Annotated in this window: 14 protein-coding genes and 6 pseudogenes; 8 read left to right on the forward strand and 12 right to left on the reverse strand. The window is 55.9% G+C overall.

Annotation, left to right across the window (positions count from 1 at the left end):
• Positions 1-217: 217 nt before the first annotated feature.
• Positions 218-379: a hypothetical protein gene (locus PSH69_RS17755; protein ID WP_305409280.1), complete on the reverse strand. Its 162-nt coding sequence runs from the start codon at positions 377-379 to the stop codon at positions 218-220.
• Between the two features lie 501 nt (positions 380-880).
• Here PSH69_RS17755 and PSH69_RS17760 point away from each other — a divergent pair.
• The 3 genes and pseudogenes from PSH69_RS17760 to PSH69_RS17770 all read left to right on the forward strand — a co-directional run.
• Positions 881-1294 (forward strand): annotated as a pseudogene (locus PSH69_RS17760) (IS21 family transposase); the annotation flags it as partial.
• 407 nt (positions 1295-1701) lie between these two features.
• Positions 1702-2154: a CesT family type III secretion system chaperone gene (locus PSH69_RS17765; protein ID WP_305409281.1), complete on the forward strand. Its 453-nt coding sequence runs from the start codon at positions 1702-1704 to the stop codon at positions 2152-2154.
• A complete protein-coding gene (locus tag PSH69_RS17770) occupies positions 2151-4277 on the forward strand; it encodes a type III effector (protein ID WP_305409282.1) in 2127 nt (708 codons plus the stop codon). The genes PSH69_RS17765 and PSH69_RS17770 overlap by 4 nt, the downstream gene beginning before the upstream one ends.
• An 896-nt stretch (positions 4278-5173) precedes the next feature.
• Here PSH69_RS17770 and PSH69_RS17775 read toward each other — a convergent pair.
• Positions 5174-5743 (reverse strand): annotated as a pseudogene (locus tag PSH69_RS17775) (IS5 family transposase); the annotation flags it as partial.
• Between the two features lie 90 nt (positions 5744-5833).
• Between PSH69_RS17775 and PSH69_RS17780 the strand changes: the two are divergent.
• Positions 5834-6139, forward strand: a complete 306-nt coding sequence (locus PSH69_RS17780) for a hypothetical protein (protein ID WP_305409283.1) — start codon at positions 5834-5836, stop codon at positions 6137-6139.
• Between the two features lie 262 nt (positions 6140-6401).
• Here PSH69_RS17780 and PSH69_RS17785 read toward each other — a convergent pair.
• Both PSH69_RS17785 and PSH69_RS17790 read right to left on the reverse strand, forming a co-directional pair.
• A pseudogene (locus PSH69_RS17785) lies at positions 6402-7800 on the reverse strand (IS481 family transposase); the annotation flags it as partial.
• A 4-nt stretch (positions 7801-7804) separates the two neighbouring features.
• Positions 7805-8380: a recombinase family protein gene (locus tag PSH69_RS17790; RefSeq protein ID WP_305409284.1), complete on the reverse strand. Its 576-nt coding sequence runs from the start codon at positions 8378-8380 to the stop codon at positions 7805-7807.
• Positions 8381-8665: 285 nt separating this feature from the next.
• On the opposite strand from PSH69_RS17790, the gene PSH69_RS17795 reads away from it, so the two are divergent.
• Entirely contained in the window at positions 8666-9349 is a 684-nt protein-coding gene (locus PSH69_RS17795; RefSeq protein WP_305409285.1) for a reverse transcriptase domain-containing protein, read from the forward strand.
• On the opposite strand, the gene PSH69_RS17800 is transcribed toward PSH69_RS17795, so the two are convergent.
• A protein-coding gene (locus PSH69_RS17800) for an IS3 family transposase (RefSeq protein ID WP_305409271.1) occupies positions 9285-10435 on the reverse strand; the annotation gives its coding sequence in 2 pieces (ribosomal slippage) (positions 9285-10201 and positions 10201-10435; 1152 coding nt in all). The two genes, PSH69_RS17795 and PSH69_RS17800, sit on opposite strands and share 65 nt — an antisense overlap.
• A gap of 62 nt (positions 10436-10497) precedes the next feature.
• Between PSH69_RS17800 and PSH69_RS17805 the strand changes: the two are divergent.
• Both PSH69_RS17805 and PSH69_RS17810 read left to right on the forward strand, forming a co-directional pair.
• Positions 10498-11070, forward strand: a pseudogene (locus tag PSH69_RS17805) (IS110 family transposase); the annotation flags it as partial.
• 201 nt (positions 11071-11271) lie between these two features.
• Positions 11272-11876, forward strand: a pseudogene (locus PSH69_RS17810) (IS110 family transposase); the annotation flags it as partial.
• Between the two features lie 388 nt (positions 11877-12264).
• Here the strand turns inward: PSH69_RS17810 and PSH69_RS17815 are convergent.
• Both PSH69_RS17815 and PSH69_RS17820 read right to left on the reverse strand, forming a co-directional pair.
• Positions 12265-13395: a hypothetical protein gene (locus PSH69_RS17815; RefSeq protein ID WP_305409286.1), complete on the reverse strand. Its 1131-nt coding sequence runs from the start codon at positions 13393-13395 to the stop codon at positions 12265-12267.
• 869 nt (positions 13396-14264) lie between these two features.
• Positions 14265-15044, reverse strand: a pseudogene (locus PSH69_RS17820) (IS5 family transposase); the annotation flags it as partial.
• 629 nt (positions 15045-15673) lie between these two features.
• Here PSH69_RS17820 and PSH69_RS17825 point away from each other — a divergent pair.
• Positions 15674-15844, forward strand: coding sequence for a hypothetical protein (locus PSH69_RS17825; protein ID WP_305409287.1), 171 nt, complete (start codon positions 15674-15676; stop codon positions 15842-15844).
• A 495-nt stretch (positions 15845-16339) separates the two neighbouring features.
• On the opposite strand, the gene PSH69_RS17830 is transcribed toward PSH69_RS17825, so the two are convergent.
• From PSH69_RS17830 to PSH69_RS17850, 5 genes are all read right to left on the reverse strand, one after another.
• Complete coding sequence (locus PSH69_RS17830) at positions 16340-16603, reverse strand: PAAR domain-containing protein (protein WP_305409288.1); 264 nt, start codon at positions 16601-16603, stop codon at positions 16340-16342.
• A gap of 73 nt (positions 16604-16676) precedes the next feature.
• Positions 16677-17147, reverse strand: coding sequence for a hypothetical protein (locus PSH69_RS17835; protein ID WP_305409289.1), 471 nt, complete (start codon positions 17145-17147; stop codon positions 16677-16679).
• 75 nt (positions 17148-17222) lie between these two features.
• A complete protein-coding gene (locus PSH69_RS17840) occupies positions 17223-17615 on the reverse strand; it encodes a hypothetical protein (RefSeq protein ID WP_305409290.1) in 393 nt (130 codons plus the stop codon).
• Between the two features lie 3 nt (positions 17616-17618).
• Positions 17619-22295 carry an RHS repeat-associated core domain-containing protein gene (locus PSH69_RS17845; protein WP_305409291.1) on the reverse strand — a complete coding sequence of 1559 codons (4677 nt, stop codon included), beginning with the start codon at positions 22293-22295 and terminating at the stop codon, positions 17619-17621.
• A complete protein-coding gene (locus PSH69_RS17850) occupies positions 22292-25198 on the reverse strand; it encodes a type VI secretion system tip protein VgrG (RefSeq protein WP_305409292.1) in 2907 nt (968 codons plus the stop codon). Before PSH69_RS17850 ends, PSH69_RS17845 begins: the two co-directional genes overlap by 4 nt.
• Positions 25199-25229: the final 31 nt, after the last annotated feature.

Genomic DNA, 25229 nt, shown 5'->3' on the forward strand with positions numbered 1-25229 from the left:
CGGTGTCGCGGACGCGAAAGCGGGCGTCCTTCTACTGACCTTCCGCTGGCTCACATTATTTGCGACTGATCGGCCGTCCACGCAGATTTCGCTAGCTGCCTAGCGGCATATCCTACTAAAAGGGAATGACACGTTTCACACGACGGCAAAGTGATCGACCTGGAGGCACTCTTGGCCGGGTTAAATCTGGGGTGACGGAATTTTCTGGAAGGCCGGCTTAACCCCCCGGCTTGCGCATGGTATCGGCCAGCCCCTCAACAAAGTCACGAACCCTCGCAGCTTGATAACCATTGACTAACCCGGCGATCGCCTCGGCCTGGTGCCTTTCGTCGGCCAAGCCGAGGGCGGCCGTGATCAGCTCCTGGCGTTGTTTAGGCACCATCAACGCCAGCTAGCTCTGTGGAGAGAGCTGTCACGAGGTCAAGCATCCTAGTGTCTCGTGAAATTCATCCACCCATTTATATCCTCTTGCAATGATATCAAATGGCTTCAATTGCCAGAGGACGTGACCGATGGCTCATCCAACGTGATCGCGAACGTGCGTTGGTGGAACAACCAAATTTTCGATGGGAAACAGACCATGGAGTTCACTTGTAACGCGGTTAAGCCCGGCGAAACGGGCACGTGTACCCCGACCTCTTCTGGATACTCTCAAGTCCGGTGGAGCACTTCGGTGTCGAGCGGGCGCGGCGTGGAGACCTTCACGAATACCCTGAACCTTGTCTCGCTCACATACGGACCTTTTCCTCCAAATGCTCCGACTGGGCCCTCTGGGCCGATTGTCCAAATTGGTTAGTTGATCTGCCACCGCGGCGCCCGGAAGTCCGGGCCTCGCGGTCGTTCCCGGCGCTGCGGTGTGGGACGCCAGCTCCTCGCGTTCAATGCTCGGTTTGCCGTGATGTGCGCGCACTACCTGTTCGATCCGGATTTCTGCAACGTAGCCTCTGGCTGGGAAAAGGGCATTGTCGAGAAGAACGTTCAAGACAGTCGACGGCGCATTTGGCTTGACGCTCAAAACTGCATGTTCCACACCTTCGAGGAACTGAATGCCTGGATCGGCCAACGCTGTCGTGCGCTCTGGAGCGAGATGCCGCATCCGCAGTACAACGGACTAACAGTGGCGGAAGTTTTGGAGCTGGAACGGGGCGAAATGATGCCGATGCCGTCAGCCTTTGATGGCTACGTCGAGCGCACCGTAAGGGTTTCCAGCACCTGCCTGATCAGCGTGGCGCGAAATCGCTATTCGGTGCCTTGTGAGCGAGTCGGCCAGTGGGTCAAGCAGCTTGTTGAACCGCGCGTTGATTGCGGTAGGTTTGCAGGCCCGCACCGCCTGCCTGAACGCATGAAGTGGAACCGAGTCGCTGCAAATATCACTCACCTCCTGCAGGGGCGAATCCGGCACCGCCTTCAACATGCCAAAAACCCGCCAACGGAACCGGGGGGATGGGATGCTCGTTTGTTTGCCATCAAGCCTCTACACCACTCAAAAGGATCGATAATGTCAGGATTTGGTTTTCCTCCGCCCCATGGAGTTAATTACCCTCCCCCTGACACCGGGGGCCATTCGCACTGTGGAACCTAATCGGTTGTCAAACGACATAGATAAACGGATACGTCCGCGATACCAACAAATATAAGACGAGTCCTATTGTGACGACCCCTGCCTATGCCAAATTGATTGATCAGCTCTGCGAGCTGACGATGATTTCGAATCCCTCGGCGTTCTATGAGCACGCGAACCTATCGGTCAAGGAGGTTGACTTCACCTTGCGCCACAACCCTAGCGTCGGCGAGGGTGAGGTTTTCATTTATTGCAGTTACGGGTCGCTGCCCAAGGCGAACCGTGAAGTGATCCTGCAGCGCCTGCTCGAAGCCAATCTACTGCTGTTCAGCGGACCGTTCAGCCCGGCTCTGGCCTATAACGCCGACAGCCAGCAGGTCGTCCTGACCGGCCACGCCATGATGGAAAACCTTACTGCCGAGCAGCTGCTCGGGTTGATGGGCGGCATCGCCGACATGGCCTGGGTGTGGCGCAAGAACTACTTCCTTGATGGGTATCAGGCGAGCCAAAGCAAAGCCTCCACGTCTGTCGAAGGCAAGCAAACGGGTTCTAGGCCTGAACACCGTGCTTTCGAGCTAGGGAGACAGACATGACAGACCCACGCATCAGCGCCTCGACCTCCAGGGTCCAGCTCCTTTCACTGCATCAAGACGATCAGATCGCTCCAGCCCCCCGTGGATTGGCCGCCCAGGTCCATGTTTCGCATACGCCGGTCGTGCCCTACCATTTCGGCAGTGGCAGCGCCGAACAAGCGAAAAAGCTGCAAGGCTTGCTTAAGCGCTTGCAGGCCGACGCGACCAAGCTCGGCAAAATGAACCACCAGACCCACGGCGTCGAGTACGCCCGAGCACACATGGCATTGGAGGGCAAGATTCTCAGAGCCGCGCCGGAGGCGAGCTACAAGCAGGTGCAGCAATACCTAGCCACCCTTGGCCATCACCCCCACCCGGAGTTGTCGGGGCAGTCAGAGCTCGAAGCACTGAACCGAGATCTCGCCGAATACCTCACTAAGAATGAAGAAGCCGCGCAACAGGACAGCGGCTTTCAAGCTGTCTTCGACAAACACGTCGGGCGGGTGGGCGACACCCTCGGTTTCTACCATTCGCTGTATGACAAAGCGCTCGAGGGCGCTTCGGTAGAAGACCAAGTCCACATCAGAAATAGCCGCACGGCGTTCAATAGCTACGCTGCAGGCGTCGCCAAGCAAATTAACGAAGAGTTGCCCAGCCTGATGAGCAATTTCTTCGATTCTCGTATTGCCCACGCCCACGCCGCCGTCAAGGACACTTCTCGGTCAGAAACCGAACGCGCGGTCGCCCAGGACGAACTGTCGCAACTAAAAAAGGCCAACGCCGACTTCTCGCTACTCAGGGTGGCCGACCACGCCAACCCCACCGGCCCAACCGACCTGCAAAAGGCGACGAAAGCCAACGAGAATTTAAACACTAGTCTCAACAATATCGGCCGCGATAAATACGTCGGCAAACTCAAGGCAGAGGCCAACAATGCGGTGATCGCCGGCCGTATCTTCGCGGGCCAGGGCGTGCCCCAAGGGGGCGCTTCGTATCTTCACTTCGGCTACACCCGTTCGGTTATCGACAAACGCATGGACGATATCGGTGCGCCGTTCCTCGGCCACGTCGCCGCGACGGGCGCCGGGCTTGGCATCACCCATAAAGTCGTCAGCGACGCGGTGCGACCGTTCATCCAATTGGTCATGGACCAGAGTATCGGCCTCAACGTCGCCAAGGCCGACCCCCTGAAGGTTTATCCCAAGGCGCTCAAAGTAGTGGCGGGCAATGATGGTCAGCGGGTCGCCAATCCCAATCGCGATGCCCAGAACACCATACAAACAACCAAGCGCAACGAATACAAAACGATGCAAAACGCCAACTACTTCGGCACGATGAGCGGCGATTTTACGGGCTTCACGGCGTTTGGCGGCGCGCACGGGGTACGTGACCTGCTAGACCAGTTCACGGCACTCAATGCTGGTAGCGTACATGCCAGGGCGCTGTTCTCGGGCATCGGTGGTACCGCCATGGCCGGCGCCCAAGCGGTCGCCAAGTACTCGCAAGCTCATGGTGACGAAAAGATCCCAACCCACAGTGTCGCCAAAGATACTCGGGACTTCAGCAAAGCGCTGGGGGATACCTTCCGCGCCGTAGGCATTCAACTCGATCCCACCAAGATGGGGACCTACAACGACTTGGCGGGCCGTATCCTGAGCTTGGGCGAGGGTGTCGCCATGAGCACGGCCCTGGCGAAAGCCGCCGGACTGGGGGATGAGCCAAGCGTTCGCAAGAAGGTCGCCCACGTCGTGGCCACGTATTTTCAGTCTGGTCTAACCTTGCAACCTTTTTTTGCAAATAATCAGGCGGCGGCTGAAAATAAGGCGCTCAATGGCGGAAGGGACAATCCTGCAACCCGAGCCCAGGTACCCTGGCAGAATTTGCGCCATCCTGACCGTACGACCTTAGCGCATAGCCAACCAATAGGTACAAAAGCCAGACTGGCTGAGAACATCACTCAACACGTTCCCCGCGCCGTTACGCAGGCTGTTCCTCAGTTGATCATTGCCGGGGCTAATGCCGCCGCTGACAAGATCGGGGATTCATTATCAAGAACTAATACGGATACAACTGGACTTGAACTTCGTAGGGCTGAAGAAGGTTTGCGGCGGCGCAAAAAAGCTGGACCCAAGGATACGAGGTGAGTCCTTTGAGGTGCGTATCTGGGGTCGGTTCCGGCTGGGGCGAAATGACACCCTAAACGTTTTCACGATGTCTTCGGACGATTTCAGTGACGGTATTTTTGCTAGGGATGGTCTGAAGTAGCCACGTATTTCAGGAGAAATGCCGACCAACCTTGCCGCGTTTACGGTCGCTACAAATAGCCTACAAACTCGAATCACGCCAGCCGGCGCGGATCCTCATGACCACAGTGCGTATTTCGCTCATCGTGACCGGTCATTTTGCTAACAACGTGACCGATTTCTCCACTACAAACCAGCATCACCAAACAACCTGACAGCATCGGACAGTTCTTTATCCCAATGCTGATTTCAGTAAAATAGTGGTGGGCCTCTAAGCCATTTCTTTTCAGCACACTTAACGTCCGATCCAGCGCAAACCTTCCAAGCATCCTCGGCGGTTCAGGCGGGCAAAAGAAATCCCGCACCCAAAACAACGCTGTAAAAACAGCTTTGTCATAAAGTCATTCCTATAAGTCCGTTAACCGAACGTTTGATGGACGGCCGATCAGTCACAAATAATGTGCGCCTGTCGCGATGAAATGCGAGCTCGTTCCGTGGAATGCAAGCTCATTTGCAATTAATGTGAGCCGGCGGCTTTGGCTGGTTGCAGTTAATGTGAGCCAGAAATGCCGCTGAATGCGAGCCAGCGTGTTTTCAAACGCGAGCCGCCACATGTAGATGCCGGTTTTAGAGTTAACGCGTTAATTCTTAGGGGAGGTCTGAAGTACCCACCGATTTTTCATGCCTTCGCTACTTGAGGCTCAAAAAATCATAAGTCGGTCGAAAATCAGACCTTTCTTACCCTTAATTCATGGTTCTTTCCTCTGATCGCGCTGCTTCAGGGCGATCAGCCCGCATTACAGACGCATCTCGCCCATACCCATCAACCGTTTTCGCACCATCCACAGATTCGACAAAGCGAACAAGGTTGTCTGTTGATCGATGTTTTTCGACAAGCCACGAAAGCGCACTTTCGTATAGCCAAACTGGCGCTTGATCACGCGAAACGGATGTTCAACCTTGGCCCGTACCTGCGCTTTCGCGTATTCGATCTTGCGTCGCATGCGCCCGATCAAACTCTTTTTCGCGTGCTTTTTATAGCTGCTGGGCCGGGCGGCAATCGACCAGATCATCTGGCGGCCCTGATGCTCTGGGCGTTTGTCCACTCCGGTGTAACCCGCATCCCCGCACACGTAAGTTTCCTCGCCGTGCAGTAACTGATCGACCTGTGTCACGTCCGCTACATTCGCTGCGGTGCCCACCAGGCTATGCACCAAGCCGGATTCGGCGTCGACGCCGATGTGCGCTTTCATCCCGAAGAAATATTGGTTTCCTTTCTTCGTCTGATGCATTTCAGGGTCGCGTTTACCGTCCTTGTTCTTGGTCGAACTCGGCGCATGAATGATCGTTGCATCGACAACCGTGCCGTGACATCGGGGCTCAACTGTTCCGTTTGTGCGTGGTGGGTATTTCACCAGATAGGGAAGTCTTTTTCAGAGTTTCCTTAGGGAAGAGTGATGGCCAGCCTTGAAGAAAAACTCCTGCAACAACGCCTGACGGATCTGCGCACCAAAGATCGGCTCGCCGGGCAATTCACCGATGATCTTTTTGCGGCGATCAAATTCAATAAGCTGGTGATTCGTGACCGTGACGTAGCGCGAAGTATGGTGTTTACCCTTAGTATGCCCCTGGCTAAAAGGCCAGCACAGGTCGGCAAACTCGAAGGATGGCTCGCCCAGTTCGTCAAAGACGGCGCGCTCAGCCAACTCCAAGCCGATGCGTTTTGGCAGCGTGCGAATGACCTGGTGAAAGCTCCGCGCTGAAAAAGGGGAGCCTGCAGAATTCTGAAAAATCGTAAGCTACAAACTACAGGATGAGCAGCGACGCTAGGGCCTGCTGACGTATTATCGGCGCCTCTGGAAATTGCAATGGAATGGATATGGAAAGTTTTGAAAGCCTCACACCAGGCTGGCTACTGTCGTTGGTAGGGATAGGGGTCGCTCTCTGGAACTGGAAATGGTTATTCAAACCTATCAAATGGCTCTGCACACGCCTCATGCCACCTAAGCGATTCAATGTTTCCCATGAGGCAATGGAGGGGGCCAGCCGCACATCGTTACCGGCCAGCGCAGCGATAGGCAACCCCAACTGATCGGCAAGTGAACGGATGCGGTCAGATCGTTCATCGACTTTGCCACGCTTGAACGCTCGGTACCGATGCAGCGGAATCGGTCCGGACACCGGATAGTAAGGCCCGAATCGCTCACCGCCGAATTCGGCATAGAGTTCGTTATCGAACAGCCCCCACAGCAACACTACAAACTCGCCAGCCATGTCTGGCTCCACCTCAAAAGCGGTGCCATCAACCGTGACCCGTGCATCGACACCCACCTTACGCCGTTCAGGCTCACGGCAAAGCGGCAGAATTGCTCCCAAGTGCACATTCCACGAATGCCTTCATCGGGTAGATTGGACTGCCAGTCCTCAATCCGCGAATGCGGCTCGCTACGATGGGGCTGCACGTTGTAGGTGCGCACCAGGTAACGCATCAGCCACTCGTTGGCCTGCGTTTCGGTTTCTTGCTTGTGGAAGTGATACAGCGTCTCGTGGGCTTCTTTTACCGTGCGGAACGGCGCTCAACCTTGCCCTTTGAGCGCGCAGTGGTGCGTGTTCCATCCTTGCCCGCAGGGATGTGGGTTTGCCATTCGATGCCCAGCGCCTGCATGACGTTCTGGAAGACTCGGCGCTTGGCGACCGGACCGTTGTCCAGATAAATCATCTTTGGACGGCCTTGAAATGGAAAGCCCGGGTCAGCCTTCGGCGCCATAGCGTTGAACAAGAAGCGTAGCGCAGACTCCGCGTCCTCACCGTAGACACAGCGGTATTCCTGATAAGCCACACCACTGCGGTCGTCCACCACACTGAACAGCATCAGTGTCGGCATGCCCCTGCTCGGGTCGATCCAGTCCGGTTTGTCGATGTGCTTAAGGTCCGAGGGTGACAGGTCAAACTGCCAACAGTCGTTGCTGTTTTCCGCTTGAAAACGTGTGGCCGGTGGCTGTCGCAACAGGCGAGTTTGATCCAGTCCCCACAAGGATAAGTAGTGATCGATGGTCGGACGTCTCAGCACGCCATTGGGTACTTTGACCAGTCCCTGCTCGGTTTCTACCCCATAGTCTTCCAACAACTCAATGGCGCGACGAGTTGATAAATGTCGCCCCTGCTTGTTCGTCGTGCGTAACTTCAGTGCCGCAATCAGCTCGCAGTAGCGCTCCAGCTCGGCTTTCTGCAACACACGGGGCTTGCCGTGATCGGCCCGGTGGACTGAATAGGGTTTATGGATGAGGTTCAGCGCCCGGTACACGGTGCTGGGAGACACACCATACAACTGCGCTAAAGCGGCCACCTGGGTAGTCCGCTCCGGACTTTTTTTCGGCAACCGGTCAAGCCGCTGCCGCAACTGCGTCAGCGAATCGTCAGGGATGGCACTATGCCGCCCGCTGGACATTGCGTTCAGTCTCGGTCAGATAGTTGTAGAGCGTTGAACGACCGATGCCCATCAAGCGGCAGATTTCTGCCAGGGTGTGTTTTCGTTCGTGGTAAAGACTTAGGGCCAGTTCTTGCTTGGCCGGATCGAGCCGTTTCTTGCGTCCCCCCTTGCGTCCGCGAGCACGTGCTGCTGATAGCCCTGCTTGGGTGCGCTCACGAATCAAATTGCGCTCGAATTCTGCCAGAGCACCAAACAGATGAAACACTAAGCGTCCACCAATCGAGACCGTGTCGATGCTTTCCTGCAAGCTGCGCAAACCAACGCCTGCAGCGTCCAGTTGCTCGACCAGTCGAATCAGATCCTTCAGCGAGCGCCCAAGACGATCCTGACGCCAAATCACCACGGTGTCGCCCCGGCGCAGCGTGGTCAGCAAAGCGGTCAGGCCAACCCGTTCGGCCTTGGCGCCGCTGCCGATGTCTTCGAACACACGCTCGCAGCCTGCTTTGTGCAACGCACCGCGTTGCAGATCGAGGAGTTGATCATCGGTTGAGACTCGGGCATATCCAATCAGCATGATTTCGTCCAGATATTCAATAGATAATCAGCTTAGCTGGATATTGAAATCTGGAAACAGTTACTGGACACAGTCAGTGCGGATTTCGGAGCGAAAGCCCCATCACAGCTTAACGTCCAACAAACCAGCGTTTGATGGACGGGCCGTCAGTCGCACATAAAGTGAGCACGCGGAAATCGATTGCAAGCACACGGCGCTGAATGCAAGCACAGTTGCAGCTAATGCGAGCACAGAGGCTGCTTCAGTCGCAATTAATCCGAGCCTGAAATAGCGTTGATTGCAAGCATGCCCGTTTTCGATTGCAAGCAGCTACAACTACGCGAGAGTTTTTACAACCTCAAGCGAGACGCCGCCTGTGGTGTGGATGGAATATCGTGGCGAGAGTACGAGCAAGATCTTCAAGAGAAACTGAAAACCTTGCATGACAAAGTGCACAGTGGGCGGTACCGAGCCAAACCTGTTCGACGGGTTTTCGTCCCGAAGGCAGATGGCAGCGAGCGACTGCTGTGTGTCACCGCGCTGGAAGACAAGATCGTCCAGACAGCAGTAGTGCAGGTGCTCAATGCGATCTATGAGCAGAATTTTCTCGGACTCTCGTATGGGTTTCGCCCTGGTCGAGGGCAACACGATGCATTGGATGCTTTGTCGGTGGGAATACAGAACTCTCGGGTTCGGTGGATATTGGACGTGGATATTCGTGCGTTCTTTGACACGATCGATCACGAATGGATGATGTGCTTCTTGCAACACCGAATCGCAGATAGGCGAGTGTTAGGGTTGATAGCTCGATGGCTCCGTACTGGCGTTATCGAGAATGGAAAGCGAATCCCGGCGAAGCAGGGCACCCCACAAGGTGCGCCTATTTCACCGCTGCTGGCCAATATCTTGAATCGCCCCGGATTCTCTAGACACCTTGCAAGCTTATTGCGTAACGCTTTTCAAACTCTACCGGTGACAGCTGATTGTTGAAACCATGGCGGCGTTTTACGTTGTAGAACATCTCGATGTAATCGAACACATCACTCCGAGCATCTTCCCGCGTGGTGTAGATTTTTCGCTTGATCCGTTCCCGTTTCAGAAGCTGGAAAAAGCTCTCGGCCACGGCGTTGTCATGACAGTTGCCTCGGCGACTCATACTGGCAACCAAATTGTTTGCCTTTAAAAAGCTGCGCCAATCGGAGCTGCTGTATTGGCTGCCTTGGTCGGAATGAACCATCACCTCTTGCTTAGGTTTACGCCTCCAAACCGCCATCAACAAAGCGTCAATAGCCAAATCACTGGTCATCTGCGCTTTCATTGACCAGCCAACGACCTGACGAGAAAACAGATCAAGCACCACCGCCAAATACAACCAGCCTTCATACGTACGAATGTAGGTGATGTCGGTGACCCAAACCTTGTTGGGTTCCACGACATCGAACTGGCGCTTCAGCAAATTGGGTGAGGCGACCGCTGGCTTACCGCCGTACTTTCCAGGGCGGCGTCGATAACCTGTCTGAGAACGCAGACCTTCAAGACGCATCAGCCTCGCCACACGATGACGACCACAATCCTCACCGACCTCGCGCAGATCGTCATGGATTTTGCGATAGCCATAAACGCCGCCGCTCTCCAACCAGGAATGCTTGATCAAACCCAGTAATCGCTGATCGTCTTTAGCGCGTGCAGATTGCGGCTCAGACAACCAAGCGTAATAACCACTGGGATGGACTTTCAGCGTCAGGCAAAGCCGTCGAATGGAATAGTCGCCCGCTCGCTGCTTGATAAAGGCGTACTTCAACCGCACTCCTTGGCAAAGTACGCGGCGGCCTTTTTTAAGATGTCTCGCTCTTCGGTGACCCGCTTGAGTTCGGCTCGCAGACGACGCAGTTCAGCGTGCTGATCATCGTCTTGCTGCCGTTCTGCCTGAGGTTTGCTGTAGCGCTTTATCCAGGCATAGAGGCTATGCGTCGACACGCCAAGACGCGCCGCCACATCAGCGACGGGTAGCTTCTTTTCGGTCACTTGATTGACCGCTTGGATTTTGAATTCTTCGGGGTAATGCGGGTTGCTCATGGCACCTCCTAATTGGCCTCAGTTTAAGGCAAAGAGGTGTCTACGAAACCCGGGGCGATTCAGGCATCGCACATGTCGCCAAGCGTGTGCCGGAGCTTATTGAGGATGAGCACAACGAGTTGCCGAGCTCGTTTCGTCTGCTTTTGCAGCGTCTACTGGAACAGTTGAAGGGGTTCGATCATCAGGGTCATGAGATCGAGAGTCAAATTGTCGCCTGGCATCGCGTGAACGAAAACAGCCGCAAGCTGGCCAAGATTCCTGGCATTGGGCCAATCACGGCCAGTGCGATGGTAGCCTCTCTTGGCGATGCCAAGAGTTTCAAGAATGGCCGACAGGTGAGTGCTTGGCTTGGGCTGGTGCCGAAGCAGAACTCCACTGGTGGTAAAACAGTGCTGTTGGGGATGAGTAAGCGGGGGGACTCCTATCTACGGACGCTACTGATCCAGGGGGCACGGTCGATGATCTACGCAGCACAGCGAAAAGAGATTTCTGACAGCTGGCTTGGCCGGCTACTTAAGCGGCGTAACGCCAATGTGGCAGCCGTTGCACTGGCTAATAAAAACGCCCGAATTATATGGGCCTTGTTGGCCGGTGACCGCGAGTTCCGCTCCGATTACACGACCGTCGTCGCGTAATCGGAGCGGCTTGAAGACGTCAACTCAACCCTGTAGTAGACCAACGCTATTGATTGCTCAGGTGATCATGAATTGATGGCAAAACTGGTAAGACCGTGGCCAAGAAAATCTGACCCGCACAGCGTGCCATGAGCACACGGATCTATTGAGAACTCGGCCAGCGGATTCCATCAGGGACAGCGGTAACGCCGCACCGAAAGTTTTGGTCTTATTGTGCCTCAAGGAATCGCCCACATTACTACGAGGCTCCAGTGCGTAATCGAAGGCGCGGCGCGACTAATGAGCTGCCGGTCTCGTTCCGTCAGCTTATTGAGCGACTGATCGAGCACTTCAAGGTGCTGGATAAAGAGGTTGAGGAGCTGGAAGCGCAGATCAAGGCGTGGCACCGGGCCGAAGAGATTAGCCGCCAATTAGAAAGAATACCGGGCATTGGCCCGCTGACTGCCAGTGCGTTAGTCGCCTCTATCGGCGATGCGAAGAACTTTAAAAACGGACGGCAATTGGCTGCCTGGTTAGGTCTTGTGCCTCGGCAGCATTCCAGCGGTGGAAGGCCAACGTTGCTAGGCATGAGCAAACGCGGAGACGCGTATCTGCGAACCTTGATGATTCATGGTTCCCGTTCAGTGATCTACCGGGCCGGCCAGAAAAACGATCCCGATAGCTGGCTGGTCAAGCTAATCAAACGACGCAATATCAATGTTGCTGCCGTAGCCTTGGCCAACAAGACGGCCAGGATCGTTTGGGCTTTACTAACCCACAAAAGCGAGTACCAACCGAATTATCGGCATTCGTTGATGACGGCATAGACGAGTCGTCGGAGCTTCATCGAGGTAGATAACACCACCGATTGCACTGGCAATCACTTAGTGATGGCAAGACAGGTAAGACCGTGGTCGGCACAACCCTCGCCGGACGAGGCACTTAGAGTGCGTGTATGCGATTGAGGCGCTGACCAGCAGAACCCATCAGGGACAACGAGCACGTCTCGTAGTGAAAGTCCGGATGTACGGGTGCAATCTTTACCTTCAAACCGTTTCTAAATGAAAGCTTGGCAAACAGGGGGCGTCCATGTACGTCCGGGCACCCCGTCTTGCGCAACTAAACCGGTCGCCACCTATGCGGCAGCAGCTCCGCAACCTCACTCGCCCGCTGCGTCGGCAACCCCGTGAGGACGTCCTTCAGAATTAGTGGGCATCACTGGGTTGCCTCATCAGGTCGATTGCGCCCCATACGTTCGTGCGCATCTGCAAAATGGCCGGCTGCCACTGCCGATAATGTGGACAAATCCAGTGCGAGACAAAAGGCACCAATGATTTGTGCAAGACGTGCTGATTTGCCGTTTCCTGCACATCCAATCAGCTCCAGTCCTTGGCGTTGTGGGGCCAAGCCGGTGCCACCACCCACGGTGCCGACCAATAGTCCGGGTAGCAACAGGCTGGCATAAACGGCATCGTTTTCGGCCGAATGCAGCTGCAACAAGCCCAACGAGGATTCGTGCACGCAGGCTAGATCCTGACCAGTGGCAGCAAAAATTGCAGCAATAGCATTGGCGATGTTGATATTGATACCGATCGCCCCAGCAGCGCTGTTCGTCGCGGCGAAATTGCGATACCCCCACAGCAGTTGTTTAGGTTCAACCTTGAGGACCTGCCGCACAACCTCGGCAGGCAGAAGGCACTCAACGATCACACGGGTACCACGACCGTGAATAAAGCTTCGATACGACACGCGTTTATCACTGGAGTTAACATCTATCATGAAATTGCGAATCACTGGCCCGGGTGAATGGGCAAATTGAGCCCTGATCCAAGTGCAGGCATGCCAGGTTGTGGTCGTGGTCATGTTTTGGCCTGCTGCATCGCCACTACTGTAAACGAAATGCAAAATCACGTTACGACCGAACAACTCGGGCTCCACGTACCTGAGTTCCGCTCGCCGTGAGACCTCACGGGTTTTATCGCGAATGGGCTCATAGTGAGCTTCGATCCAGTCGGCAAAAAACAATGCATCTTTAAGATTGTCGAACTCGAACACCGGCACCCGCATGATGCGTTGTTCGAGCGCCACCACGTTAGCCCCCCCGGCGCGGGTGAGCGCCAGTGCACCGCGTGTAGCTGATGCAACCAGAGCACCTTCGGTGGTGGCGAATGGTGCATATACGAGCTCCGCACCTTCCGGGAAATTCACCTGAAGCGGGCCCGCGACCCCTATTGGGATTTCAATTGATCCTATAAAAGACTCGATGTTGTGGCTAAGTTTCTCCGCCTCAAAGCAGGACTTTTCAATGACATCCAGTTTGGTGCCAGTGTGTTCGCGCAAAAACATCAGGCGCTCCTGGCGTGCATCTTCCGAGTATTGACCTCGGCCAGGTAGTCGTGGAATAGGTCCAGGACCAGCAGTGTTATGAATTCGAGGGTCTCGCAGTGCTTGCAGTACTTGCCAGAATTCTCTACGAGCGTCATCACTTGCAAAACCAGCAAAAACCTCTCCATTATTGTTTCGATGCTGAGTTCCACGCCATATCAAATCGATGGTGCACAAAGGCATGTCATCACAATACAGCTCTGCTGGAATTACCTTATCGGCGCAAAAAGCGCTGATGTTATTTGTTAAGAAGCAAAATACATTACGCTGAAAACCTATGATAGGTACCGGCCCCGATACTAGTTCGGTTTGCAAGGTTAAACGCCTTGAGGCGAGCAGTGTTCTCAGTATATGCGGGCTAGTATGCGAATTTAACATAAGGTTTCCTCTACCGTATTTGTCTTCCTGGCACAATTGAACTCAGGCACACCATGATTGCTGGCTTGCATCTCTGCCCAACTGCATCCAACCCATTTAATCTACCGCGCGCCCCGCATTACAGGCGCACCTCGCTCATACCCATCCTGTGTCATCGAGCTCAACCGTTCAGTTCGTCTGAGGCGGGTATTTCACCAGATCGGGAAGTCTTTTTCAGAGCCCCCCTAAGAATTGTGTATTTAGGTGGTGTGAAGCGTGCTATCAGTTCCCTCTCCCCCTCGATTAAAAGCGACGAGTCGTGCAAGTGGTCGATCAACAATGAAAACGGACTCATCAATCATCTAAGGATGGTCTGAAGTAGCCAAGTGTTTCTGGCTGACTTCGGCCACCGCCGATGTTGAAAGTGGCGAGTCGATCCAAAACGCTCAGATCACTCACTAATTCCCGTCTTTTTAGCTGCTGCGAGCACCTCGCGGCGGCTGTTTCCCGCATTCCAGGCGCACCTCTCCTGCATTGCTCAGTAAATGTCGGCGAGCCATCCACAGATTCGACAGCGCAAACAGCGTCACCAGTTGTGCCGTGTTCTTGGCCAGGCCACGGAAGCGCGTCTTCACATAACCGAACTGGCGCTTGATCACTCGGAACGGGTGCTCGACCTTCGCCCTTACCTGCGCCTTGGCTTTTTCGATCTTGCGCTTGATTTTGTACAGGACGCTGCGCTTGCCCAATTTCTGGTAGGTGCTGCGCCGGGCGGCAATCTGCCAGATGACCTGGCGACCTTCATGCTCGGGGCGTTTCTCCACTCCGGTATAACCGGCATCGGCACAGACCACGTTTTCGTCGCCGTGCAGCAGCTTATCGACCTGCGTGACATCGGCCACATTGGCCGCCGTGCCCACCACGCTATGCACCAGGCCCGACTCGCCATCCACACCGATATGGGCCTTCATGCCGAAGTACCATTGATTGCCTTTTTTGGCCTGGTGCATTTCCGGGTCGCGCTTGCCGTCCTGGTTCTTGGTCGAACTCGGCGCATGAATCAGCGTGGCATCGACGATGGTGCCCTGACGCAGCGACAGGCCGCGATCACCCAGGTAGCCATTGATCACGCCCAGAATCCCTGCCGCCAGCTCGTGCTTTTCCAGCAGGCGACGGAAGTTGAGGATGGTGGTTTCGTCGGGAATGCGCTCCAGGCTCAGCCCAGCAAACTGGCGCAGAATAGTCGTCTCGTACCCCAGTCAGTCTGAAGCCACATCCTTTCAGCGTGCGAAGGTGCACCAGTACCGATCGCCTCTGTTTTCGCAGCGCTACCAATAACCGTCATCTGCTTTCCTTCGAGTAACGATTAATCAAGTTTCTCGCCATGAATAACCCTACGGAAGTCTGCCCACTTTCGAGTCGAGCAATGTTTCAGCCCGTATCCCGCCCATTACAGGCCGGCTTTCGCTTTTTCCGCATTCCTCTACCCGCAGCACCCACAGCGTTCCTTGCGGTTCGCCTGCCGTTTCCGGCGGCACTACGGGCTTACCCTGTTCCGCCTGAATTTCTGAGCGGGGCGGACCCCTCCTGTTCGCCGGCGGCCTACTGTCCATGATGACCCAGGAATCAAGGGGTTCATACCTGGCCGCGTACCGTTTTGGTTCAAGCCTGTCAGCACATTTGGCTTGTTGAGCATGACGACGTTTAACAGAGGTTCACATGTGTTGGTCGTAGCCGCTCGTTCCTAGCCCCTCACCACCGTTGTGCTGGTAGATTCCGCTTCCCCTCGCGGATAGGCGTACCGAAAATCGGCGGGTACATTGTCCCCGGAGCTTCACACCGAGCTGTTACTGGCCCCGCATGTCCAGGTAGGAAACGGTTGATGGAACAACCGGTTTCATCAAGAGAAAAACTCTCCAGTAAAACAGAAATTCAGACGACCTCTAGTGAGGGCAAAACCTTGTTGAGCGGTTGGGGGAGTGAAATCTCCTTTGAACTCCAAAGCTGCACGTTCATAGAATGGGACCAAATCGTTACGCCATTCAGCAACTGAGTGCCTATGCCATGCCCCCTGTAGGGCTCAAACAAAGATTTTGTGGCAGCAACGTGAGCTGGAAGGATCTGGGCGCACGAAGAATATGGCGTAACGAATAACGTTGGCATTGATGCCGTGGCTGATGGCGGACACCATCGCTCTTAATTTTGGAGTTCGGTAAGCGTGTTTGCCGGTCGCTTACTGGGCGGACGCCTACTAAAGAGGCACAGGTGGAACCCAACCATTTCGCCAAGCGAAAACTACGAAAAGCTCCCTGGTCATCGAGCCTTCCCGCTATACCAGCACTGCAAAGAGGCAGATGCAGCCTTCGTCCGAGTCATGCAGGTTCAATTCTTGTACTGATCCAAATCCAGGTACGCATCCGTGCCACTACTGAGCCAATATTGCATACCGCGTACTGGCGCTGTCAGATTGGGATCGTTATCAAGGTCATCACGCGACGAAAGGCCCACTCCTCTCCGGCCAGTGGCGACAAGATGAAATGAGTAGACATCAGCTAATGACGGCCCCTTTAGGGCCACTGGCAATTAGACTGGCACCGCAGGCGGTTTTCATACCGTCAAGTGCCACAGCAACTCCACCGACCGAATAAGTGCTGCTGCCCTCGGCGATGGGAAAAACACCCTTGCATAGAGGACAACTGACCTTATGGCCGACACCGGCAATGGGTTTGCCGTTGAGATCTGTTTGTGGAAACGCCTCAAGCACCACTCCACCATGGCTGGTGGAGTCGCCCAGTCGGATGACGTCTTTCATTGTGTTCATCCTTAATTAAAGTGATCGCCTCACATTGGCGGCTCGTCGTCTCAAAACAGGCAACTCATGACGACTAGTCTCCTCCAGCGGCGGAGTTACCTGCGCGTCGAAAATACTCAAAGAATTCTGGCCCAACGTCTGGATAAACTTTTTTAATATAGAAAAGGAAAAACCATAAGGGCGTTTCCTCACCCGAATCGTCTTGCTCCCAATCATCTTCATTTCCAAAGCAGCAAATAACACAGCGAACGAAGGCGGAGAACGCAGGATCCGATTCTCGATACTCCTTTTCTATAGGCCACAGCTGGGCAAAAGACGCTTTCCTCAAGCCTTCGTTTGACTCTAGTGTTTTGAGAGCTAATGCCTGCGTCAGGTAAGAAGTCATACCCTGAAGCTTTTCGTCCGATATATTTTTCAGCCTTCCCTTTTGAATGAGCTCAAGCAAGAACCTTGCGTAATGACGCACCATTTCATTAATTGACATCCCTCCGTCGAGCAAATACAACTCTAGGAGCTCGATATCGGTTTCTTGATTGTCAATCATTCCTTGATTCCATCGTATACGCCCAGCTTTATCACTTGGGCATAGAAGCGAAAAAAACTTCAGTACATATGAAGCTCAATCCTTCAATCGCTTTTTTGCCGCCGCCGAAACCATCTCATCCTCGTCTAATGCAAGTTGAGCCAAAATATCCGAAGGCACTTTAGGATTGCACGCAATTCGATGCCTAACGCTTACATCCTGATCACAGGCTAATCGCTCAAAGGTAGCTCTATTAATTCTCCTCTTCATTGCAACATCCCAACGAACGGAAGCATCCTCAGTTAATGAAAGACGCTCCAGCACCTCTATCGAGATTGTATTATTAGCAACAACTTCGCGAGAAAGCTCAGGGTATTTTGATAGAACGTCAAACCAAACCTCATCGGAGGCCATATCATGCCCCTTGGCTCTTTCGGTTTCAATCTCACTTTCAATATAACGTTTGAAGTCTTCAGCGCTACCAATCATTGGTCACTCCCCTTTAGCGTCCCGACACTTCATTTTTTTCATCGGCATAACCTTACCAGTTTCGCCTTTGTGCTTGTCCATAAAATCGCCATAAATATCAGCATCTTTTTTATGGACGAGTTCATTACGCTCTTCAGCCATCACCTTCCATGCCGAACTACCATGGCCTGTAGTGTCGGCTGACCACCACAATTCAGATTTAGGATCGCGATAGTACTTGACGGTTGTTCCATTGAGATTCCCCTCACAAACCCGGTCGAATCGGTTCATCTCCCACTTTTTCCTGCACGGACACTTGGCATTCTGATTCGGTTTGCTCGAGATTGGTTTTCTACCTGCGTCTCCTGGCGCTTTAGCGAGGCCTAACGGGTCAACCCATTCAACCGGGTTAGGGGCGTAAGCGTAGAGATTGATACCGCCAGCAAACTCTATAGGATCTTTCGAAACAAACCGTCCAACAGCCGGATCATAGTATCGATACCGGTTGTAATGCAGCCCCGTCTCATGATCGTGATATTGCCCTTGGAAGCGAATAGGGTTCATCACCCCATGCTGCAGCGCCCATTCCGAACGCTGCTCAGTGACCGCTCCCCATGCCTTGTACTGTGCACTCCAGGCCGTATTACCCTGCGGGTCCGTCAATTCCTGCGGTGTGCCCAAATGATCACACTGATACCAAGCCAACGCATCAAACGCTGATGCCGTGATCTTTTGATTCCACAGCGGATCCTCATCGAGGCTGTACTCGCCGCTGTAATCCGACTGACCAAGTAGATTGATGGCTGCATGGCGCACCGCCTGAGCCACCGGGACAAAGGTGCCAGGTTCGAAGATATAGTGAACGGTACGCCCAGGAGCACCATCGACCTGGGCCGGACTGCTTTCCCAGGCCAGGTTGTCGCCGTCCCAGCCGTACAGGGTGAATCCGCAACCGTATTCACGCTGTTTGCGCGCATGTTCACTGCGGTTCCATTGCGAGCCAGCTTCCGGGCGTTGTTTGTAATGGGCACTGGAGTTTTTGTGCAGGCGGCGGCCAAGGGCGTCGTAGGTAAAATCCACTGACAAGCGTTCGTCGTCAAAACGTACCAGCCGGTCGAAGAGATCCCATTGCATCTGGCTGCGTTTGCCATTGTGCCAACGCTGGATCTGGTTGCCGCGTTCGTCGTAGTCGTAGTGGGTGCCGGCGTATTCGCGCAGCAGGTTGTCCACCCGCTTGCTACGCGGCGGGGTTTGGTCCAGTGGGCGCCGGGCTTCGGCGGCTTTATCATCGAGCAGGTTGCTGGCCGGGTCAAAGGCGAAGGTTTCCACACCTTGGCGAGTGGTCGCGCTGAGCAATCGACCGATCGGGTCATAGCGATACGTGAGCGGGCCACGACGGGTGTCATTAACGTCGGTCAGTTGGCCAGCGGTGTCATATTTGTAATCACGCTTGAGCAAAGTGGACTTGTCTTCGCTGCGCCCCAACAGTTGCTCTTGAAGGCGGCCAGCGGGGTCCCATTTTTGCGTTTGCAGCAAGCGGTTACCCTGATGGCGGGCGACTTCGCGGTGCAGGTCGTCGCGCTCATAACCGATCAGCTCATGCTCATCCAGACGTAGACCTAGCAAATGGCCGCTGCCGTAGGTGAGCCAACTGACCCGGTGACCGTCCGGGCGAACGGTGGCAACTCGTTGGTTGAGCACATCATATTCGTGCTGCCAGACCGCGACCGTTGGTTTCTCCAGGCCGAGATAGTGCTGGTGTTCACGCAACAGATTGCCGGCCGGGTCGTGGAACCACTGCAGGCGGCTGTCAGCATTGCTGGCCATGACCATATTGCCATTGCCGTCGTAGGCGAAGCTCTCGCTCTGCGACCGCTCGCCTAGACTGGCGCGGCGTTCAATCAATCGGCCCATAGGGTCGAAGCTCACTGAGATCACACGATCGCCGTTGACGGTGTGGGCTAGGCGACCGGTTTCGGGATCGTATTGATAGCGCGTGATGCGACCGTCGAAACCAGTTTCTTCCAGCAGTCGGCCTACCGGATCGTAGTGGAACAGTGCGCGTCGCTCGTTTTCGTTTTCCAGAGCCAGCAATTGGCCAAGGCGGTCCCAGCGATAGCGCAGGGTTTGTTCGGCGGCATCAATGCGTTCGGCAATCAAACCGGCGGCGGTATAACTCCAGGTGGTGCAACGGTCCAAGCCATCGACGTGCGCGAGCAATCGACCTTCGGCATCGCGCTCAAAACGCTCCTCGGTCTTGTCCGGGTGCTTGATCAATGCCAGGTGCCCAGCCTTGTATTGGTACTCTGCGCTCTGCCCGGCCGCGTCAGTGAAGCCAATCATCTGCCCGAGTTCGTTGTATTCCCAGGCGCTGGTTTTACCCGAACAATCGACATATTCAACTAACTGTCCGGCGTCGTTGTAATCGAGCTTTTTCTCTGAACCGTTAGCATCTTTGATCGCCGTCGGCAGGCCTGCCGGGTTATAGGCGTATTCGGTCTTGTTGCCCAGCGGGTCCACCATCTCAACCAGATTGCCGCTGTCGTCATAGCCCCGCTGCCACTGTCCGCCTTCGGCATCGCTGATCTTGATCAGTTGATCTTGGTCGTCGTAGGCGTAATGCATCACGCTGTTGTCAGCCCGTGTATGTTCGACCACGTTACCGCGCTCGTCATAACTGTAGCGATCAGTGCTGCCATCCGTTCGGACATGACGAATCACATTCTTGGCGTCGTCACGGAAGAACCACTCCGAACGTTCATCCGGATGACGGATGCGGTAGGTGTAGCCAAGGATGTCGTAGTAGTGCCAGGTCTCGTTGCCGTGGGCATCAGTGACATAGGTCAGGCGGATGTTTTCGTCCCACTCAAGACGTGTGTCGAAGCTACCGTCATCGGCCCACTCGCGGATGGCCTTGGCATCGGCGCCGACACCTTGCCATTGCAGGTTCATGCCTCGACCAGTGCGGTCGGTGTAGCGCGTAATCAGGTGATGCTGGTACTGATACGACCAGACCGCGCCGTTCTCATCTTGCCCCTGGATCAGGTCGCCATAAGCGTCGTACTGGTAGGCACACAATTGGCGCTGCGGTGCGCCGTCACGAATGTCCCACAGGCCGATCAGCCGACCTTGATTGTCGATCATCGTGCCGAGGTGCCGGTGAACCTTGGTGATGTCGTTTTCTTGGTAGGTGATCAGGTCCGACAGCACCGACAGCTCGCCGTGACGATGCTCGTAATGCAGCATGATGCCGGCGCCGTTGCGTAACACCACGCCGGTCAGCACAAAGCGCTGGCCACGGCGGATGTAGGTTTCCTTGCGCTCGAAACCGCGGCACAGCAATAGCTGATCTTCGCTGGCGCGCGCCAGGGTGATGTTTTCGATAGCGTCGTAGTGGAACAGACCGACTTTTGGTAGCGGATAGACGTGGCTGCGGCCATCCGCCGCGTGGAACATCAGGCCATCGTCAATGCAATCGAATCGTGTTATGAACTCGTTGATCCAGCGAGCGCCGAGCTCGCTCTGGTCGTAAGCGCCCAAGCGCGAACTATAGGCCCGGGTCCATTCGATAGGGAACGGACCGGGCAAACTGAAATCGGTATGACTGAGACTTTCCGACCCCATGGCAAAACTGATGCTGTTGCAGGTACCGGTACAAGTGCCGTTTTTCTTTGGATTAGCATCGGCTGATGCTGGTGCCTGGCGACTGGTGGCTTCCAACCGACCTTCCCCGGCCTTGTGCTCAGCCTGACTGGTGGCGTTGGGTTTGACACTGGCGCTCTGGCCATGAGCCCGACGCTTGCGCCAGGTAGTAACGGCACCTGCCAGCATTTCCAACAACCAGCCAATGGAGTGCCGGGTACCCGGGTCCCCCAGTTTGCTCAGTTGTTTATTAATTTCCGGTCCCATGGCTCGCAATGGACCGGTGTGACTCAACACCAGCTCGCTCGCTTTGGTCGGAATCAGATGTTTCGCCGCGCTGTTAGCCATGCCCTTGCCGACAGCCTTATAGGCGCTGAACGCCGCACCGAAAATATTGCCTATGGCGGCTTTGGGATCACTCAATAACTGACCGCCAGCCGCCGTTATTTTTTTACTGGCCGCCTGAGCGTCACCCTTGGCATCCAGGTCGCCCTTGACCACCGCCTCCAGGCCCGTGGCGATCTCGCCGACGACTTGTTCGCCGAGCTTGCCGGCGTCCGAAAGAATGCCCGACAGCTTGCCTTGCGCCTGTTTTACGAAGTCATCCAAGGTGCCGATGATGGTCGCGTTCAGGTGCCCGACCAGCACCTCGATCATTGAATCGCCCAACAGCATCTTGGCGCTGTTGCGCAGTTCCTGACGCACCAGAAATAGGGTCGGACGCAGACTCATGCGCGCCGCAGCCATCGTTGGCGGCGCGGGTAAAACCCCAATCAGGTTGATCCCCAGACTGACCCAGTCGAGCAACTCCCGTTGCTTGCTTTTGGTCAGCGTGACGATATCGCCCAACGCATCGACCAGCGCCATGATGTTGCCGATCACGGGCAAGCCACCGGCGACGTTTTTCATGCGTTCGAGGGTGACCACGCCGCCACTGATGGACTGCAACCACGCATCGAATACCGCCGCACCGCGCCCGACGTCCTGGATGTCTATGGTGTTAAGCGGGACGACCGCTACCTGGGGTTCACGTTTTACAACAGCAGTTTCAGTGGTCATGACAGCATCTCACCCGCGAGCAGGCCCGGCGTTTTAAAAGAAGTCTTGGGAGGGGTAACGGTCGGCAGACTCGGCAGCTTGCCGCTCTTGCTCGCAGCGCCGAGGATGCGCGAAGCGCTTGGCATGGCTGCGCTGGCCAGCTTCGGCAATCCGGCCGCACCGCCCTGCAGCGCGCCTTGGACTTGCTGCGCCGTTTGCATTGCACCTTGTGCTGTCTGCACCGCACTCATGCCGCCCTGCGCCAGTTCCTTGCCCTTCTCCAGCACGTCCCAGTTCTTGCTTGGCAACACTTGCGCGACCATGGCTTGCACCTGGCTAGGAACATCTTCGACACTCGGCGGTTTTAGCGGCCATTCGGGTTTGCCGATGTAGCTGCCATCACTCCAGGTATCCGCCGGATCCTTGCCGAACAACACGCGCGCCGGGCCGGGTGCGGCGCCGGAGACGCTGGCAAAGCCCTTCGCATCGAGCTTGCCCTTGATGCTTTTGCCCAGGGCGTCGATGACTTCGTAATCGCCTTCCTTGATGCCCTGGCGCCCGGCGTACTGGTTGAACAGTTCGAGATTGCCCTTGCCCGGTTTCGGCGGCTCGGGGAACACGCCCGCCAGGCTTTTCGCCCCGGTGTAGGCGAAGTTCGCCGCGTGGGCGGTGTACGGCCCGCTGGTAGCGTGAGTGATGCCGCCGGCGTTGTAGGTGGTGGCGCTGCCGCCACCCTGGATCACCAGTTCGGTCTTGGCGGTGATGGTGATTCGGTCGGCGTTGGCGGTGATGTTGAGCTTGGCCAGCAGGTTGATGCTGTCCTTCAGCGCCCGCACGTCGATGTCGCCAGAGGCCGCGACCAGGCGCCAGCCCATGCTCTGCACGAATAAGCGCATGCCGCGACTGGCACTGGCCAACAGACGCTTGCCGATCGACAGACTGGTGTGACCGGTACTGCTCAGCGCCAGGTGTTCGCCGGTAGCGATGTGGCTGGAGCGCGGGGTGGTCAGGGCGATACCGGCCGGGCTGGCGAGCACCAGATGCGGCTCGGTGAATTCCGGAAACTCGTTGGCCGTCATGTTCGCCGGGCCGCTGCCGAGCACGCCTTGGTGCTGGGCGTGCAGCGCCATGGCCACGTCATCCTGATCACCCGCTTCCTGGGCTTGCAGTTCCTTTGCCTGTACCGCGAATCCGTCCTGCTGATCGCTGGCGGTGGCCAGGCGTTCGGCAGTTTCTGGCAAATCCTTGTGGTGCTTCGACTCGTTCGGCCGAGGCTCGGTGGTGATCAGCAAACCGGCACCGGCGCGCACAGCACCATGGCGGTCGGTGCGCAGCTCGAAACCTTCGCCGCGCGGCTGGCCGCCAGACGGCCTCGGATGAGTGAGGTAGCCGAGGTTGATCGCACTAGCGCCGTGGTCGCTACGCAGGGCAATGCTGATTTCGCTGGTGGTGTCGTCGATGCGCAATTCGTTGGTACGACTGCCTTTGTATTCCTTGCTCTTGACCGTGGCCAGGGTCTTGAAGTCGGGCAGTTTGTACGGCGGCAGATTCACGCCGTGGTACAAGCACCCGGTGATCAGCGGCTGATCGGGATCGCCTTCGAGGAAGGTGATCAGCACTTCCATGCCGATGCGCGGCAGGTTGATCGAGCCAAAGTTCTGGCTGGCCCAGTTCGAGGCCACGCGCATCCAGCAGCTAGTCTTGTCGTCGTGTTGGCCTTCGCGGTCCCAGAAAAACTGCACCTTCACCCGACCGTACTGGTCACAGAAAATCTCCTCGCCTTCGGGGCCGGTGACCACCGCACTCTGGGTGCCGAGGACTTTCGGTTTCGGATGATCCAGCGGCGGACGATATGGCACATCCCAGGGAATGGCAGTGAACTGGTTGCGGTAGCCCTGGTGAAAATCGTCCTTGAGGTCAGTGACGTCGCTGCTGATCACCTCCTCCAGCACCTGCGGCTGCTTGCCTTCGTGGAGGATTTCGGTGAGCAGCCAAAGGTCGTTCCACGCCGAGTTGGCGTGTTCGGTCAGGGCGAGAAAGTGGCCAGTAACCAGGATCGGTTGGTCGCTGTTGCCTTCGGCCAGGCGGTAGTCGCTACGATGACGTTCCAGTGCACGATTGGCCAGATGCTTGCCACGCTCGCGATCAACGAAACGGCCCGGGTAATCGTAGTCCTCCAGGTCCGGCTTCGCGGCACTCTTGGCGTCACTTTCCAGCTCGATCTTCGGCTTGGTGAAATCGTAATCACGCCGTGTGGTGCGACTGGTGCGCGTGGCCAGGCGCAAACCGAAACGCTTGATCACCGGCTGATCGGCCACCAGCCCGGTGTCCTGCTGATAGGTCACCGGCGCCAGTTTCGGGAACACCGTCTGGTCATCGCCGAACACCAGCAAGTGGCCGCTGGCGCTGTGCTGGAAGTGGTAGTGAATCCCCTCCTCCTCACACAGACGCTGGATAAACTGCAGGTCGGACTCGTCGTACTGCACGCAGTAGATGCGCTCGGGATACACCGCACTCAGTTGGAACTTGTGCTCGCTGGCGAGTATGCCGTGTTCTTCCAGGACCTTGGCGATGATCTGCGGCACGGTCATCTGCTGGAAGATGCGCTGGTTGACCCGATGCACCAAGTAGGCCAGTTGCGGACGCAGGGAAATCCGGTAGCGGGTCAAGCGCTTGCCGGCCTCACCCTGAGCGATGCTGTAAACCAGCCCGTGAATGCCGGTGCCCGAGGGGGACAGCTGCAAAAAAGCCAGCTTGTGCAACACGCTTTCGAGGTTGATCGCGGCTTTTTCGCTGACCAGTTCCAGTTCGAATTCGAACGGCTGGTTCAGGCGCTCCCGGCCGGTGAAGGACAGCACCTGAAACAGGCTGTCCGCCCCATCGATGGTCAGGCTGAAATGGGTCTGATTGGCCGGTGCGAACATTCCGTGTTCCTCATGCGATGTTGCGGCACTC

This window comes from Pseudomonas sp. FP1740 (genome assembly GCF_030687165.1).
In the GTDB taxonomy this organism is placed as follows: Bacteria; Pseudomonadota; Gammaproteobacteria; order Pseudomonadales; family Pseudomonadaceae; genus Aquipseudomonas.